This is a genomic window from Pseudomonas sp. XP2 (assembly GCF_053557975.1).
The window spans coordinates 246105-260986 of record NZ_JBNRIK010000001.1; the positions used below are offsets into that span (position 1 = coordinate 246105).

The window sequence follows — 14882 nt, forward strand, 5'->3', positions numbered from 1 at the left end:
CCATGGTTGACCGCGATGGCGCAGAGCGCCCAAGGAAAGCAATGAAAGTCCTATTTCTGGTGCAGAAGGAACAGCGGGCGATTCTCGACCGCCTGTACGATGGCGTCGCGGCCAACTGCGAGTGCGACCTGCGTTGGCTGACCAGCGAAGACCAGCGCAACCTGCGTCGCTACTTCAAGCGTGAAGTGCAGGTCGAGCGTTATGACCGCATCGTGTTCTTTCTGCGCTTCAAGCAGGAAATCCGTCAGGTGGCCTTCATCCGTACCGTACCGAACCTGGTCATCCTCGAGCACGACGCCTACCAGAACTACATCCCGTGCAAGTACACCGGCAAGTTCAGCGCCCATTACCGCCAGTTGCCATGGGCGCGGGTGATCAGCTCTGGCTACATGGTCAGCGAGCGCCTGCGCCAGGAAGGTTTCGATGCGGTGTTCGTGCCCAAGGGCTATGACGAGCAGTTGCTGGCCGACCAAGGGCGTGAGCGCGACATCGAACTGGCCTTCGTCGGCAGTGTCAACAGCGTGGCCTACAGCGGTCGCAAGGCGCTGCTGGATGAGTTGGGGCAGGTCGAGAACCTGCTGGTCACCCGCACCAAGTCGGGTGAAGACTACTGCAACACGCTCAACCGTATTCGTTTCTTCGTCAGTGCCGACGTCGGCATGGGCGAATACATGATCAAGAACTTCGAAGCCATGGCCTGCGGCTGTGTACTGCTGGCGTACGACCAGGGCGAGGAAGAAAACCGCGCGCTGGGCCTGGAAGACATGCACAACGTGGTGTTCTATGACAACATCCCGACCCTTCAGGAAAAGCTCCGCCGTTTGCGTGCAGACCCAGAACTTGCCCGGCAGATTGCTGAAAATGGCCGCCATCTGGCGGTTTCCCGTTTCAGTTTCGCCGCCGTTGGACGTAGCATCGTCGACCACATGCGCCCGGCGCTCAGGCCCCACCCGCCGTTGTCTGCGTGGCAGCGGCTACGCCTGACGCTGGGCATCTAAACAAGAGCTTTCGCGCCCAGGAGCGGGTGTTGAAAGCCGATAGTCGCAATGCGGAGGGAGTCCGGTGCGCTTTTCAGAAGAAAGTGATGTCACGCTCGTCGTGACCAGTTGTGAGCGGTTCGATCTGCTCAAAGACACCCTTGAGAGTTTCGATCGCTACAACACAGCGCCCATTCGCGAAGTGTTCATCACCGAAGATTCCGGTGACGATGCCGTGCATGCTGCGGTGCCTGAGCACTGGAGACCGTACTGCAAGGTGTTCGTCAACCGGCCCAAACTCGGCCAGTTGCCCTCGATCGACCTGGCCTACAGTCACGTCACGACGCCTTACATCTTCCACTGCGAAGACGACTGGCACTTCTACCGCCAGAGCTTTGTCGAAGACTCGCGGGCTATCCTGGATGCCAGGCCTGACCTGCTGCAAGTGTGGCTGCGCAGCCATGCCCATGACTTGGCTATCCACAGCCCTTACATTCACCTGGGCGATCGCCAGGTCATTGCCGGCGTGCCGTGTTATCCGCTGCTGTCCGACAAGGCCGAATGGCAAGCGTTTTCGCTCAATCCCGGCCTGCGTCGATTGAGTGATTATCAGCGCTGTGCGCCATTCGCCGCCTATGCTGGAGAGAAGGCGCTTTCCCGACGCTACGCTGAGTTTAATTTGACAGCGGTCACCTTGGAAGGTGATGCAGTGTTGCACACTGGCTTTGGCAATCACGTGACCTTGCCCATCGAAGTGGCGCGCAAGGCCAAACGTCGTCAACGTGATCGTATCAAGCTGGCATTGACGCTGGTGACAGGTGCTTTGATCGGCATGGGTATCACCCTTTTTGTTCAATGAAGTCGCTGTCCCACCTGACATGAGCGGGAGAGGGCCCATGAACATCGTCAATATGATGTGGGCGGGTGGAACGCCGTACATGTCCATCCACAAGGTGCATCGGCAAGTGCTGTCGCACGCCGGCACCGATGCCCGGATCAGTAACTGGTTGCTGCTGGGTAGCGGGCTGTGCTGTGGGCTCGGTTCAACACGGGAGTGGCACATGCCACCACGAGCTCTGAAAGGGCGGCACCTGTGGCGCCTGCTGCGGCCGTGGTTGCGCATGCGCTTGCGCAAGGGGCTGACAGAGGCCAAGGCAGAAATCGTACTGCTCGATGGTATTGGGGTTGCGCGGCTGGTATTGCCGCTACTGCGGAACATTCCCCATGTTCGGGCCAAGGTGCTGTTCCATGGCAAAACGCGCCTGAACAACAGTGACATTCGCCTGTTGCGCATGTTTCCGGGCGAGCGGCTGAGCATCGCGGCCGTGTCGCATACGCTGGCCAAATCGCTGGAACATGACCTGGGCAGGCCAGTGCAGACCCTGCGCATGGCGCTCGACCCGCTGGCGTTCGTCGAACCGTTGCTGAGCCGGAACCAGGCCAGGCAGGCGTTGCAGTTGCCTCAGGCCGACGGGGTGATGCTGGGCGCGGTAGGGCGGTTGGTAGAGAGCAAAGGATTTGAAATGCTGATCGAGGCCTTCGCCAAGGCCAGTGCGCGGCAACCAGGCCTGCAGCTGGCGATTATCGGCGAGGGGCCACAGCATGCCTTGCTGCAGCAGCGTATCAATGCGCTGGGCCTGGCTGGGCGCGTGCATCTGCGCGGTCACCGCGAAGACCTGCAGCTGCTGTATCGAGCGTTCGACTGGCTGTTGGTGCCCTCGCGTTCCGAGGGCTTGGGGCTGGTGGTGCAAGAGGCTGTGATGGCCGATGTACCGGTCGTGTGCAGTGACCTGCAGGTGTTCCGCGAACAGTTGTGCGACACCGGGGTCTACCTGCCCATCGCCGACGAAAGCGCCTGGGCTGATGCGATCGAGCGTTGCACAGCCCTCAGCGCCCCGGCGGTTGCCGCGCGGCAGCGTCAGGCACTGGCGCCGGAGCAGGCCTGGCAGGCGTTCTGTACCGGCTCACAGAGCCTGTTGCGCAACTGACGCTCAGCGCGCCAGCAGGGCTGCCTCGAAGGCGGCGAGGGGGAACTGGTCGCCCAGGTTCTCCCGCTCGATATAACGCACCATGTGCTGCACATTGCGACGAATCATGCGTGCCGAGAGCGGCGGGCGCAGGAAGCGCATGTCGGCCACATCGATCAGGCCCAGGTGCTGGTCGGGGGTAACCACCACATTGCCCAAGTGCAACGAACGGAAGTACACGCCACTGCGGTGCAGCTGGCGAACCAGCTGGATCAGTTGCGGCAGGTAAGTATCCCAGCTGAAGCCGTCATCACGCGACATTTGCAGCAAGGTGCGGCCGGGTAACGGGCGGTACAGCACGGCAGTGCGGCCTGGCACGTCGAGCTTGTGCTGGCTGATCACTTCGAGCGTGGGGATACCCAGTTCCGCCAGCCGCGCGGCGTTATCGACGAATCGCTGGGAGTATGGGCGCAGCAGTGCAGATGAAATCAGCCGCTTCCTACGAAAAACCTTTAGGAAATTACCATCCGCGAGCAGGTAGACTTTGGCGCCATGGCTGTCTGCCTCAAGCACCTGTGCGCCTTGTGTCAGCTGATCGAAGTCGACCTGGGTGAGCCGGGAGCATTGCATGAATAGAGCCTTGTCGTCTGGCGAGCAAAATGACCGGCAATAATGCCGAAAATAATGTTCTAGCACCATGGATGGTGTTTTTGATTCATCGGGGGAAATGGATGCTGTATCAAAAAAACTGGGCGCAGGCCTGGCTGGGATTGGGTCTGGTCTGGTTTCTGGCAGCGATTGCCCTGGCGCCGAGCAACAAGATTTATCAGCAAGGCCTGGTGCTGTTCCTGTGGCTACCGACATTGGTGCTGGCATGGTCCGCCCGCGAGGTGCTGGTGCAAGGCTGGAAGCGTCAGCCGGCGCTATGGATGAGTGTGATGGTGCTGTTGGCCTGGAGTGGCTTGAGCCTGGCCTGGTCGCCCGCAGAGGACACGGGGCGTGAAATCAAGCGGCTGCTCTACATTCTGGTGTTCCTGCTCGCGTTCCCCTTGTTGGCTCAGCTTGGCCTTGCGAGGATTCGCCAGCTGTTGCTGCTAGGGAGCGGCCTGCTGGCCCTCGCTGCGCTGGTGTCGATCATCAATTTCTACGGGCTGCAGGGTGAGCCGTTGCTGGTCCGCCTGGCCGGGATTGGCGAGATATCACACCCCATTCTGGGCGCTTATGTCGTTGGCTCGGCCGTTCTTTTCCTGCTGTATGAGCCGCCGCAGCAGCGTGGCCCGCAGCTGTTGTGGGTGCTCGCACTGGCTTGTCTTGGCGCGTTTGCCGTGCTCAGTCAAAGCCGTGGCGCGCTGTTGGCCCTGGTGCTCACCGTCATGATCGCACCGCTGTGGTTCCGTGACCGCCACAGCCGGGTGTTCGCCATCCTGGCAGTCATTGCAACCGGCTTTGCCTTGTATGCGGCGTATGACCTGATCGCCGAGCGCGGTTCATCCTACCGGCCAGAAATTTTCCATGCCGTGGTCAACATGATTGCCGCGCACCCCTGGACAGGCCTGGGCCTGGGGGCTGACTACGATGTCAGTGCGGTGGGCAGGCACTTCGACCACACCCACAACATGTTCACCCACGTTGCCGTGGAGATGGGCCTGCCTGGCATGCTGCTCTGGGTCATGGTGTGGTTGTTCACCCTGGGTGAAATCATCCGCGCGCGCGGTACCCTGTTCGGCAAGCTCCTGCTGGGCTTATGGGTGTACTCGACACTGGCCATGCAGTTCGATGCCGCCAGCCTTACCGGTACGCCACGTGCAGAATGGTTCATCAGCTGGCTGCCTGTTGGCCTTGCCATGATGCTGCCATGGGGGCGTGCCGAAAATGACGCCTGTGGTAAAATTTCCGGTTCAACCTGAACAGCGAGCTCGATAATGGCCGAAACACCGCGACCGGCGGAGCACACCTCCAGCCTGAAGATCTATTTCCGGCTGTTGGGCTATGTGAAACCCTATGTCGGCATTTTCCTGCTGAGCATTGTCGGTTTCGTGATCTTTGCCTCGACCCAGCCGATGCTGGCCGGCATTCTCAAGTACTTTGTCGATGGGCTGAGCAACCCTGAAGCGGTGTTGTTCCCCAACGTCCCCTACCTGCGCGACCTGCAATTGCTGCAGGCGGTGCCGTTGCTGATCATCCTGATCGCTGCGTGGCAGGGCCTGGGGTCTTTCCTTGGCAACTATTTCCTGGCCAAGGTTTCCCTGTGCCTGGTGCACGACCTGCGCGTGGAGTTGTTCAACAAGCTGCTGGTACTGCCCAACCGCTACTTCGACAACCACAACTCCGGGCACCTGATTTCGCGTATCACCTTCAACGTGACCATGGTCACCGGTGCTGCCACCGATGCAATCAAGGTGGTCATCCGTGAAGGCCTGACCGTGGTGTTCCTGTTCGCCTACCTGTTGTGGATGAACTGGCACCTCACCTTGGTCATGGTCGCCATCCTGCCGGTGATCGCGGTAATGGTCAGCATCGCCAGCAAGAAATTCCGCAAGCAGAGCAAGAAGATCCAGGTGGCGATGGGTGACGTCACCCACGTCGCGTCGGAAACCATCCAGGGTTATCGCGTTGTCCGTAGCTTCGGCGGCGAGGCTTACGAAGAGCAGCGGTTCAGCAAGGCCAGCCAGAGCAACACCGACAAGCAGCTGCGCATGACCAAGACCGGCTCCCTGTACACGCCAATGCTGCAGCTGGTGATCTACAGCGCCATGGCGGCGCTGATGTTCCTGGTGCTGTTCCTGCGTGGTGAGTCCACCGCCGGTGACCTGGTGGCCTATATCACTGCTGCCGGCCTGCTGCCCAAGCCGATTCGTCAGTTGTCGGAAGTCAGCTCGACCATCCAGAAGGGCCTGGCAGGTGCAGAAAGCATCTTCGAGCAACTGGACGAAGAGCCTGAACTGGACACCGGTACGGTCGAGAAGGACCGTGTGGAAGGCCGCCTGGAAGTGCGCAACCTGAGCTTCACCTACCCAGGTACCGAGCGTGAAGTGCTGAGCGACATCAGCTTTGTCGCCGAGCCAGGGCAGATGATCGCCCTGGTTGGCCGCTCTGGCAGCGGCAAATCGACCCTTGCGGCGCTGATCCCGCGCTTCTATCACCATGACCAGGGGCAGATCCTGCTCGATGGTGTGGAGATCGAGAACTACCGCCTGCGCAATCTGCGCCGCCACGTTTCGCAGGTGACCCAGCACGTTACCCTGTTCAACGACACCGTGGCCAACAACATCGCCTATGGCGATCTGGCAGGTGCCCCACGCGCAGACATCGAAGCCGCTGCGGCCGATGCCTACGCCAAGGAGTTCGTCGACCGCTTGCCGAAGGGCTTCGATACCGACGTGGGTGAAAACGGCGTGCTGCTCTCCGGCGGCCAGCGCCAGCGCCTGGCCATTGCCAGGGCACTGCTGAAGAACGCGCCGCTGCTGATTCTGGATGAGGCCACCTCGGCCCTGGATACCGAATCCGAGCGGCACATCCAGGCTGCCCTGGACCATGTGATGCAAGGCCGTACCACGCTGGTGATCGCCCACCGTCTGTCGACCATCGAGAAGGCCGACCAGATCCTGGTCATGGACCAGGGCCGTCTGGTAGAGCGCGGCACCCATGCCGAACTGCTCGCGGCTAATGGCCATTATGCCCGCCTGCACGCCATGGGCCTGGATGAGCCGGTCAAGGCCGATATCACCTGAGTCCTCCCTCATCGGGGCCGTAACGGCCCCGATTGTCACGGGAATTTTCCGGGGGCGATCTGGCCATAAAGCCGTCGACTACCCTGTGCTAATATCCTGCCCCTGTTCATTATTTCCATATGGGTTGCCCATGAAGTTGTCCATGCCGCGTTTCGATCAAGCCCCGGTTCTGGTGGTCGGCGATGTCATGCTCGACCGCTACTGGCATGGCGGTACTTCGCGTATCTCGCCTGAAGCGCCAGTGCCGGTGGTCAAGGTCGATCAGATCGAGGATCGCCCCGGCGGCGCGGCCAACGTTGCCTTGAACATCGCTGCGCTGGGCGCACCGGCGTCGCTGATCGGCGTTACCGGCCAGGACGAGGCCGCCGACAGCCTGGCCAACAGCCTGCAGGCTGCGGGGGTGCGGTCTGTGTTCCAGCGCATCGCGCACCAGCCGACCATCGTCAAGCTGCGGGTCATGAGCCGTCACCAGCAACTGCTGCGTATCGATTTCGAAGAGCCGTTTGCCACCGACCCGCTATCGCTGGGTGCCGAAGTCGACAGCCTGCTCGAAGGTGTCAAAGTGCTGGTCTTGTCGGACTACGGCAAGGGTGCTCTGAAGAACCACCAAAGCCTGATCCAGGCGGCACGGGCCAAGGGCATTCCGGTGCTGGCCGATCCCAAGGGCAAGGACTTTTCCATCTACCGTGGCGCTAGCCTGATTACCCCGAACCTCAGCGAGTTCGAAACCATCGTCGGCCGTTGCGCCGATGAGGCCGAACTGGTTGCCAAAGGCTTGCAGCTGCTGCAGGACCTGGACCTGGGGGCCGTGCTGGTAACCCGTGGCGAGCACGGCATGACCCTGCTACGCGTTGGCCAGCCTGCGCTGCACCTGCCGGCGCGGGCGCGCGAGGTGTTCGATGTGACCGGTGCCGGCGATACCGTCATCTCCACCCTCGCCGCAGCCATTGCCGCGGGTGAGGACCTGCCCCATGCGGTGGCCCTGGCCAATCTGGCGGCAGGCATTGTGGTCGGCAAGCTGGGTACCGCTGCGATCAGCGCCCCCGAGCTGCGCCGCGCAATCCAGCGTGAGGAAGGCTCCGAGCGCGGCGTGCTGGGCCTGGAGCAATTGTTGTTGGCCATCGATGATGCGCGGGCGCACAACGAGAAGATCGTCTTCACCAATGGCTGCTTCGATATCCTGCATGCCGGGCATGTCACCTATCTGGAGCAGGCGCGCGCCCAGGGCGATCGCCTGATCGTCGCGGTCAACGACGACGCCTCGGTCAGCCGCTTGAAAGGGCCGGGCCGGCCGATCAACAGCGTCGACCGGCGTATGGCCGTACTGGCCGGGCTGGGCGCGGTGGACTGGGTAATCAGCTTCCCGGAAGGCACCCCGGAAAACCTGCTGAGCCAGGTCAAGCCGGATGTGCTGGTCAAGGGGGGCGATTATGGCATCGACCAAGTGGTAGGCGCTGATATCGTCAAGGCCTATGGCGGCACCGTGAAGGTGCTGGGCCTGGTCGAGAACAGCTCGACTACCGCGATTGTCGAGAAGATTCGCAAGAACTGATACAGCCAGGGCCTCTTTGCGGCCCAATCGCCGCCAAGCCAGCTCCCACACGCACAGCGCAGGCCTTGAGTCCTGCACAGGCCTTGTGGGAGCTGGCGTGCCGGCGATTGGCTGCGCAGCAGCCCCAGGGACTCACTTGTGAAGTGAGGTGCGGGCGCGCTCCAGCAGCGCCCGGGCCTTGTCGCCAAACCGCTGCAGGTGCGACGCCCGCGCCGGCTTGCTCTCCACCAACCCCTGCTGTTTGACCCAGTCCTTCCAACGCACCCGCTCCTCCGTCACCACCCAGCCTTCCTGCCGGGCAAAACTCTCGGCCAGATACAGCCCGCGTGTGCTCGCCGGCACCAGCTCATCTTTTTTCAGCGTATACAGCTCCGCCACTGGCTGGCCGTCCTTCAACGGCATCAGATACAGGTCTGGCCGCTTGCGGTTGAGGCGGGCTTCCAGTTGGTCACCCTCCAGTCGCTCGTCGACATGGAACAAGCTGAGCTTTTTGGCTTCCCGAGGCACCTGCAGACGCATGTCGTAGATCAGCTGGAGCGACGCGGTGGGCAAGTGCACGTAGGCCCGTGGCCGCTCCATTAGCATCAGCTTGCTGCAGTGCACGGGGCGGGCGGCACCGGACTGTGGGGTAAGCACGAAATGTGGCGTTTCGCGGTAGTGCAGGGCGGCGGCGTAGGGCACGGGCAGCCAGGTGTCGTTGAAACGCCCGCCCAGCCAGCCTTCCGGGGTTTCCAGCAGGCATTCCTCGGCCACTTCCTGAACCGCCGTGTGCAGCGGGAGGTTCAGTTCCTGCGCCGGCACATAGCCAGAAATCAGTTTCAACACCACATCACCCCGGTCTTGCCGACGCTGACGTACCAACACCCAGTAATCACGGTTTTGCCAATGCAGGGTAAGCCGCACCGACACACCCAGATTGGCGAGTTCGACCACGAAGCGCTGTGTGTCGGGCAGCTGAATGGCCTTGCGCCGCTGCTGGGTCTGGGCAAAGTTCAGCGGCATGCCGATGCTCTGATAGGTCAGGCCTTCGGGCGTTGCCTCGACATGCAGTGGTAGTGTCTTGAAGTTGCTCGGGTTTTTGCGGATCAACGTTCGCGCCACGAGGCTCCTCCTTGCGTCGGGTCGTACCTCTGGCCCTTGGGCCAGAGGTAACTCAGTGCTGGCCCAGGATACGGGCGACGGTGGCCACGTTGTGGGCCAGGTGCAGCGGATTGATGGTGCCGACGATAGCACTGCTGACACCCGGGTGGGCGAACAGCAGCTCGAAGCTTGCCTGCACCGGGTCAACGCCCGGGGCCAGGCAGATATGCCCGCTGGCCAGGGCCTTCTTTACCAGGATGGCCTTGCCGTGTTCGGCAGCGTAGTCCAGCACCGGGCGTTCTGCCTGTTCGTTGAGGTTATAGGTGACCATGGCACAGTCGCCTTGCTCCAGCGCTTTCAGGCCGCCTGCCACGGTCTTGCCGGACAGGCCAAAGCCGAGGATCTTGCCCTCTTGCTTGAGCTCCGCCAGGGTCTGGTAGACCTCCTGCTGTTCGAGGATGGCCAGGTCGTTGCCGTCGGAATGCACCAGCACCAGTTCGATGCGGTCGGTTTCCAGGCGGCGCAGGCTGCGCTCCACCGAACGGCGGGTGTGGGCCGCACTGAAGTCGAAGTGCGACAGGCCGTTGTCGAATTCTTCGCCGACTTTGCTGACGATTACCCATTCATCGCGCTGGCCGCGCAGCAGCGGGCCCAGGCGTTCTTCGCTGCGGCCATAGGCGGGGGCGGTGTCGATCAGGTTGATGCCCAATTCGCGGGCCTGTGCCAGCAGCATGCGGGCTTCGTCATCGCCGGGGATGGTGAAGCCGGTGGGGTATTTCACGCCCTGATCTCGGCCAAGCTTGACTGTGCCCAGGCCTAAGGGGGACACCTTGAAGCCGGTGCTGCCCAGGGGGCGGTGGAAATCGTGCAACGTAGGCAGGGTCATGGCAGCAGTTGCTCCCAGGCGGGTACACCCAGCGGTGGACGTGGCAGGCCGGCCAGGTCGGCTTGTGCCTGTGGGCGGATGCCGTCGCGCTCCAGGTTGGCGATTACCCGGTCGCTGAAGTCGGGTGCTAGAGCCAGCTTGGTCGGCCAGCCCACCATCAAGCGTTGCTGGTCGGCGAGGAATGCGTTGTCCGGGCGTACCAGGCCCGATTGTGCGGGTTCTGCACGGTCGACTCGCAGGGTGACCCAGCGCACCTGGCTCTGGTCGACCCAGGGCAGCAGGTTGGCGATTTCCTTCTGCGCCGCAGCAATCTGAGCGGCAGGTTCGCGCGCCACGCCTTCGGCTTCGGCCAGGTCACCACCGAGGTACCACACCCACTGGCCATCTGCCGCCGGGTGGGTGGTCACCGTCACGCGCGGCTTGGGCCCGCCACCGAGGCAGTGGGCGTACAAGGGTTTGAGGTTCGGTCCCTTGGCCATGACCATGTGCAGCGGGCGGGTTTGCATGGCTGGTTGGTCCAGGCCCAGCGCCTGCAGCAAACCTTCGGTGCCGGCACCGGCGCTTGATACGATGCGCTGGGCACGGATTTCCCGGTCGTCCACGCGCAGGCCGACCAGCGCATCACCTTCACGCAACGGTTCGATGTGTTCACCTGCCAGCAGGGAGTCGCCGGCCAGCTCGGCCAGGTTGGCCAGCAGGCTCGGGACATCGATTACCAGTTCCGCCAGGCGATAGACCTTGCCTTTGAACGCGCGGTCCTGCAATGCGGGCGGCAGATGCTCACCTTTAACCTGGTCGACCCGGCCGCGCACGGCCTTGCTGGCGAAGAAGCTGGTGAGGTTCCCGGCCAAGGTCCCCGGCGACCACAGGTAGTGGGCATCGGATAGCAGACGGGTACGCCCCAGGTCGAGTTCGCCGTCGCCAGCCAGGGCCTCGCGCCAGCGCCGTGGCATGTCGGCGATGGCTTCCGAAGCGCCGGTCAGGGCGCCGTGCAGGGCGTACTTGGTGCCGCCGTGAATAATGCCCTGAGACTTGATGGTCTGCTCGCCGCCGAGGCTGGCGCGTTCCACCAGCACGGTCGAGTAGCCCAGGCGGCGCAGCCGGGCATTGAGCCACAAGCCAGCGACCCCGGCGCCGACGATCAGCACGTCAGTGGAAATGGCGGTTGGCATGGATTACCTCCAAGGTTGGACAGCTGGGCAGTATACAAGCTACGCGCATTCCCTGTGCACCGCAGCAGCAACTCGCTATCTCACTAAAGGTTTGGACGTAATTTAAAAAGCGGCGTTGTCTTGGTGTGGCCAGTCGGGCTGCCTGAAGTTTACCGACCTGTTGGGTTTTATACGCAAGGGCAACTGTTATTTTTGCCAGTTTCGACTTGGCGGCGCTGTCGATACGCTGGTCTCTCTTGTGGGTGCCATCACGGTGGCACAGAGAGGCGGTCAACAATGCAAGGGGTATGGCTATGAGCAAAATTGTACATTACACGGATTTCGCGCTTCTGCCGGGTGAACAGAAAGAGCGTGAACGCTTGAATGGCTGGCGTCTTTATAACCAGCACGCGGGCGTGAGCTTCCGAAAGCATCCGAAGGAAGAAAATAAATGTGTACTTTACAATAACAGCAACTCGGGGGCGGACCTGCGCCCAGGCATCATTATGTATAAGGTCATTTCAGGTTATGCGCCTGGCACCAAGGTGAAGTTCTTGATGGTGGCAAGTTACGCCAGTAACAACAATCCCCCACGGTTGTCCGTACGTTACGGAACGAAAATTGTTGTGCCCGAACGTCAGTTAACAGCCGACTTTGTCGAATACGGTGGGGAGTTTGTTGTTGAGGATGAGGGGGTAATCCTTGCTATCGAAAACGCAGTCGCTGAAAGTGCGGGAAACGATTTTTATATGTCACAACTGAATATCTCGGTCAATGAAAAGGGAATCAACGGCTAGGTAAACAAGTCACAACCCAACATGCTCAGTGGTTTCTTCCTGTTGCCGATAGGCGTTAGTGCACTGTCGGCACCAGGATGACTCATGTTCAATGTCCCGTCGTTTTGGAAAACAGCTGGATCACCACCACACCGCCCACGATCATTGCCATTCCCAGCATCGCCGGGAAATCCAGCTTCTGCCCGTATATCACCAGCGCTGCCACGCTGATCAGCACAATCCCCAGCCCCGACCAGATCGCATAGGCGATGCCCACCGGAATGCTGCGTACCACCAGCGTCAGCATCCAGAACGCGATGCCGTAACCCACCACCATCAAAAGCAAAGGCACCGGCGTGCTCAGGCCTTTGACCGCTTTCATGGAGGCAGTGGCGACGACTTCGGCGCAGATGGCGATAGCGAGATAGGTATAGGCGTTCATGATGCGTTTCTCCGGTGACTGGTCGAGCATTCTAGACGCGCCCTGGATGCGGTAAAGTCATTACCTATCAGAAATGGAGATAGGTTAATGGCAGAGCGCTGGGACCTGGAACAACTGCGCCTGTTTGCACGGGTTGCCGAGCTGCGTTCGTTCTCCGCCGTTGCGCGCGAGCAGCGCAAGGCGCAATCGGCCGTAAGCAATGCCATCGCGCTGCTGGAAACCGACCTTGGCGTCACCTTGTTCGAGCGCAGCAGCGGCCGCCAGCCCAGGCTGACCGAAAACGGTACGGCCTTGCTGGAAGATGCCCGTGAACTGTTGCGTCAGTGCGAACGCCTGGATGGCCGGGCGCTCGCGCTGATGCGTGGCCAGGAAGCCCTGCTGCGGGTTGCCCAGGACGAAGCCATGCCGTATCAGCCGGTGATCGACAGCCTCGACGAACTGGCCAGCCGCTACCCGTTTCTGGAGGTGCAACTGGCCAGCGGTGCCCAGGGCGATGTAGCGCGTAAGCTGGTGGAGCGGCGCGCCGATCTGGGCCTGTTCTTCCTCCACGAGAGCATCCCGGCATCGCTGGAGCGGCGGGCGCTGGGCAGTGTGGAGATGGTCACGGTATGCGCGGTCGGCCACCCGCTGGCGGGCGAAGGCCGGGTCACCCGGCAACAACTCGCACGCCACCGGCAGTTACTGATCACCCCACAGCAAAGCGGTTATCCCGGCGGCGAGGCGATCAGCCCTCAGGTATGGCGCGCCGACAGCTTCTACGCCATGGCCGAACTCCTGATGCGCGGCCTGGGCTGGGCATGGTTACCACGGCATGTGGTGCAGTATCCGACCTACCAAGCGCATATGGTTGAACTGGACAGCGATTGGCGGCCTCCGGCCTTGGTGGCCGAGCTGGCCTGGCGCCGCGATGAACCCTTGGGCCCGGCCGCGCAGTGGCTGGCAGAGCGCTTTGCAGTGCACCTGCGCGCGATCGGGTAAACTTCGCCGCCATGAACAGAACACTCTATACCTTGCTGTTTCACCTGGGCCTGCCGCTGGTTGCGCTGCGCCTGTACCTGCGCGCGCGCAAGGCGCCAGCCTATGGGCAGCGTATCGGCGAGCGTTTTGCGCTCAACCTGCCCCTTATGCACCAGGGCGGGATCTGGGTGCACGCGGTGTCGGTAGGCGAGAGCATTGCTGCAGCGCCCATGGTTCGCGCCTTGCTCAAGGCTTATCCCGAACTACCGATCACGCTGACCTGCATGACGCCGACCGGTTCCGAGCGTATTCGCGCCATGTTCGCCGACGAACCGCGCGTGCAGCATTGCTACCTGCCCTACGACCTGCCGTGGGCTGCGGGGCGTTTTCTCGACCATGTCCAGCCGAAGCTGGGCATCATCATGGAAACCGAACTGTGGCCCAACCACATTCACCAGTGTGCCAAACGCGGGATTCCGGTGGCGCTGGCCAATGCACGATTGTCCGAGCGCTCGGCACGCGGCTACGGGCGCTTTGCCAGGCTGACCCGGCCGATGCTGGCCGAGATGAGTCTGATTGCCGTGCAGACTGAAACCGAGGCTCAGCGCTTCCGTGATCTGGGCGCACGCCCTGAATGCGTAAAAGTCACCGGCTCGATCAAGTTCGACCTGAAGATCGATGAGCAACTGCTACCGCGTGCCAAGGCATTGCGTGAGCAGTGGGGGGCCGAGCAGCGCCCGGTGTGGATTGCCGCCAGTACCCATGACGGTGAAGATGCGCTGATTCTGCAGGCTCATCGGCAGTTGTTGCAGGTGCATGGCGATGCCTTGCTGATCCTCGTGCCGCGTCACCCTGAGCGGTTTGCTGCGGTGCATGCGCTGTGCAGCGAGCAATTCGCCACCGTGCGCCGTTCTTCTGCAGCGCCGGTCGATGCCCAGACCCGCGTGTTGCTGGGCGATACCATGGGGGAGTTGCTGTTCCTCTATGCGTTGGCCGATATCGCCTTTGTCGGCGGTAGCCTGGTGCCGACGGGAGGGCACAACCCGCTGGAGCCTGCGGCGCTGGCCTTGCCGGTGCTCATGGGACCACATGTGTTCAACTTCCTCGAAATCAGCGCGATGTTGCGTGAAGCGGGGGCGTTGCAGCAGGTGGACGATGCCGACGGGCTGGCCGGTGCGGTGCGGCGGCTGGTCGAGTTGCCGCAGGATGCGCAGCGCATGGGCGAGGCGGGCAGGGCGGTGATGCGGGCCAATCAGGGCGCGTTGCAGCGCTTGCTCGATGGCCTGGATGCGCTTGTCCGCTGACTTTTGCTTTGGTTGTCCTGGCCTCATCGCCGGCAAGCCAGCCCCCACAGGTACTGCAC

Annotated in this window: 14 protein-coding genes; 9 read left to right on the plus strand and 5 right to left on the minus strand. The window is 61.9% G+C overall.

The genetic code is table 11. From position 1 onward, the window contains the following. The first annotated feature begins 41 nt into the window (after window positions 1-41). From ACK1VC_RS01035 to ACK1VC_RS01045, 3 genes are all read left to right on the plus strand, one after another. Window positions 42-998 (plus strand): glycosyltransferase family protein, encoded by a 957-nt coding sequence (locus tag ACK1VC_RS01035; protein WP_060516862.1) that lies wholly within the window; start codon window positions 42-44, stop codon window positions 996-998. A 64-nt stretch (window positions 999-1062) separates the two neighbouring features. Next, window positions 1063-1836 carry a glycosyltransferase family 2 protein gene (locus ACK1VC_RS01040; protein ID WP_449117808.1) on the plus strand — a complete coding sequence of 258 codons (774 nt, stop codon included), beginning with the start codon at window positions 1063-1065 and terminating at the stop codon, window positions 1834-1836. 37 nt (window positions 1837-1873) lie between these two features. Continuing rightward, the gene (locus tag ACK1VC_RS01045) at window positions 1874-2965 is read left to right on the plus strand and encodes a glycosyltransferase (RefSeq protein ID WP_095116431.1); all 1092 of its coding nucleotides are present in this window, start codon (window positions 1874-1876) and stop codon (window positions 2963-2965) included. Window positions 2966-2968: 3 nt separating this feature from the next. Here ACK1VC_RS01045 and ACK1VC_RS01050 read toward each other — a convergent pair whose 3' ends face one another. Continuing rightward, entirely contained in the window at window positions 2969-3574 is a 606-nt protein-coding gene (locus ACK1VC_RS01050; protein WP_016489483.1) for a hypothetical protein, read from the minus strand. A 101-nt stretch (window positions 3575-3675) separates the two neighbouring features. Between ACK1VC_RS01050 and ACK1VC_RS01055 the strand changes: the two genes are divergently transcribed. The 3 genes from ACK1VC_RS01055 to hldE all read left to right on the plus strand — a co-directional run bounded on the left by ACK1VC_RS01055 (window position 3676) and on the right by hldE (window position 8227). Further along, window positions 3676-4851: an O-antigen ligase family protein gene (locus ACK1VC_RS01055; protein ID WP_024717358.1), complete on the plus strand. Its 1176-nt coding sequence runs from the start codon at window positions 3676-3678 to the stop codon at window positions 4849-4851. Between the two features lie 15 nt (window positions 4852-4866). Further along, on the plus strand, window positions 4867-6675 hold the full coding sequence (gene msbA / locus ACK1VC_RS01060; RefSeq protein ID WP_016489481.1) for a lipid A export permease/ATP-binding protein MsbA: 1809 nt from the start codon (window positions 4867-4869) through the stop codon (window positions 6673-6675). 130 nt (window positions 6676-6805) lie between these two features. Next, window positions 6806-8227, plus strand: coding sequence for a bifunctional D-glycero-beta-D-manno-heptose-7-phosphate kinase/D-glycero-beta-D-manno-heptose 1-phosphate adenylyltransferase HldE (gene hldE, locus ACK1VC_RS01065; RefSeq protein ID WP_016489480.1), 1422 nt, complete (start codon window positions 6806-6808; stop codon window positions 8225-8227). A 132-nt stretch (window positions 8228-8359) separates the two neighbouring features. On the opposite strand, the gene ACK1VC_RS01070 is transcribed toward hldE, so the two are convergent. From ACK1VC_RS01070 to ACK1VC_RS01080, 3 genes are read right to left on the minus strand one after another with little or no spacing between them, the layout of a single operon-like run. Further along, entirely contained in the window at window positions 8360-9328 is a 969-nt protein-coding gene (locus ACK1VC_RS01070) for a hypothetical protein (RefSeq protein WP_016489479.1), read from the minus strand. Between the two features lie 52 nt (window positions 9329-9380). After that, entirely contained in the window at window positions 9381-10193 is an 813-nt protein-coding gene (locus ACK1VC_RS01075; RefSeq protein WP_016489478.1) for an aldo/keto reductase, read from the minus strand. Then, window positions 10190-11365: an NAD(P)/FAD-dependent oxidoreductase gene (locus ACK1VC_RS01080; RefSeq protein WP_449117809.1), complete on the minus strand. Its 1176-nt coding sequence runs from the start codon at window positions 11363-11365 to the stop codon at window positions 10190-10192. The genes ACK1VC_RS01075 and ACK1VC_RS01080 overlap by 4 nt, the downstream gene beginning before the upstream one ends. A 293-nt stretch (window positions 11366-11658) precedes the next feature. On the opposite strand from ACK1VC_RS01080, the gene ACK1VC_RS01085 reads away from it, so the two are divergent. Beyond that, on the plus strand, window positions 11659-12141 hold the full coding sequence (locus tag ACK1VC_RS01085; protein ID WP_145913610.1) for a hypothetical protein: 483 nt from the start codon (window positions 11659-11661) through the stop codon (window positions 12139-12141). Window positions 12142-12229: 88 nt separating this feature from the next. On the opposite strand, the gene ACK1VC_RS01090 is transcribed toward ACK1VC_RS01085, so the two are convergent. Further along, window positions 12230-12562, minus strand: coding sequence for a DMT family transporter (locus ACK1VC_RS01090; protein ID WP_191087044.1), 333 nt, complete (start codon window positions 12560-12562; stop codon window positions 12230-12232). 87 nt (window positions 12563-12649) lie between these two features. Between ACK1VC_RS01090 and ACK1VC_RS01095 the strand changes: the two genes are divergently transcribed. Further along, on the plus strand, window positions 12650-13540 hold the full coding sequence (locus ACK1VC_RS01095; RefSeq protein ID WP_016489474.1) for a LysR family transcriptional regulator: 891 nt from the start codon (window positions 12650-12652) through the stop codon (window positions 13538-13540). Between the two features lie 11 nt (window positions 13541-13551). Next, entirely contained in the window at window positions 13552-14823 is a 1272-nt protein-coding gene (gene waaA / locus ACK1VC_RS01100) for a lipid IV(A) 3-deoxy-D-manno-octulosonic acid transferase (RefSeq protein ID WP_016489473.1), read from the plus strand. Window positions 14824-14882: the final 59 nt, after the last annotated feature.

Bases quoted from the DNA above. Each gene is read 5' to 3' on its own strand.
- ACK1VC_RS01035 (WP_060516862.1), top strand. From the start codon at position 42: ATGAAAGTCCTATTTCTGGTGCAGAAGGAACAGCGGGCGATTCTCGAC.
- ACK1VC_RS01045 (WP_095116431.1), top strand. From the start codon at position 1,874: ATGAACATCGTCAATATGATGTGGGCGGGTGGAACGCCGTACATGTCC.
- ACK1VC_RS01050 (WP_016489483.1), bottom strand. From the start codon at position 3,574: ATGCAATGCTCCCGGCTCACCCAGGTCGACTTCGATCAGCTGACACAA.
- ACK1VC_RS01055 (WP_024717358.1), top strand. From the start codon at position 3,676: ATGCTGTATCAAAAAAACTGGGCGCAGGCCTGGCTGGGATTGGGTCTG.
- msbA (WP_016489481.1), top strand. From the start codon at position 4,867: ATGGCCGAAACACCGCGACCGGCGGAGCACACCTCCAGCCTGAAGATC.
- hldE (WP_016489480.1), top strand. From the start codon at position 6,806: ATGAAGTTGTCCATGCCGCGTTTCGATCAAGCCCCGGTTCTGGTGGTC.
- ACK1VC_RS01075 (WP_016489478.1), bottom strand. From the start codon at position 10,193: ATGACCCTGCCTACGTTGCACGATTTCCACCGCCCCCTGGGCAGCACC.
- ACK1VC_RS01080 (WP_449117809.1), bottom strand. From the start codon at position 11,365: ATGCCAACCGCCATTTCCACTGACGTGCTGATCGTCGGCGCCGGGGTC.
- ACK1VC_RS01085 (WP_145913610.1), top strand. From the start codon at position 11,659: ATGAGCAAAATTGTACATTACACGGATTTCGCGCTTCTGCCGGGTGAA.
- ACK1VC_RS01090 (WP_191087044.1), bottom strand. From the start codon at position 12,562: ATGAACGCCTATACCTATCTCGCTATCGCCATCTGCGCCGAAGTCGTC.
- ACK1VC_RS01095 (WP_016489474.1), top strand. From the start codon at position 12,650: ATGGCAGAGCGCTGGGACCTGGAACAACTGCGCCTGTTTGCACGGGTT.
- waaA (WP_016489473.1), top strand. From the start codon at position 13,552: ATGAACAGAACACTCTATACCTTGCTGTTTCACCTGGGCCTGCCGCTG.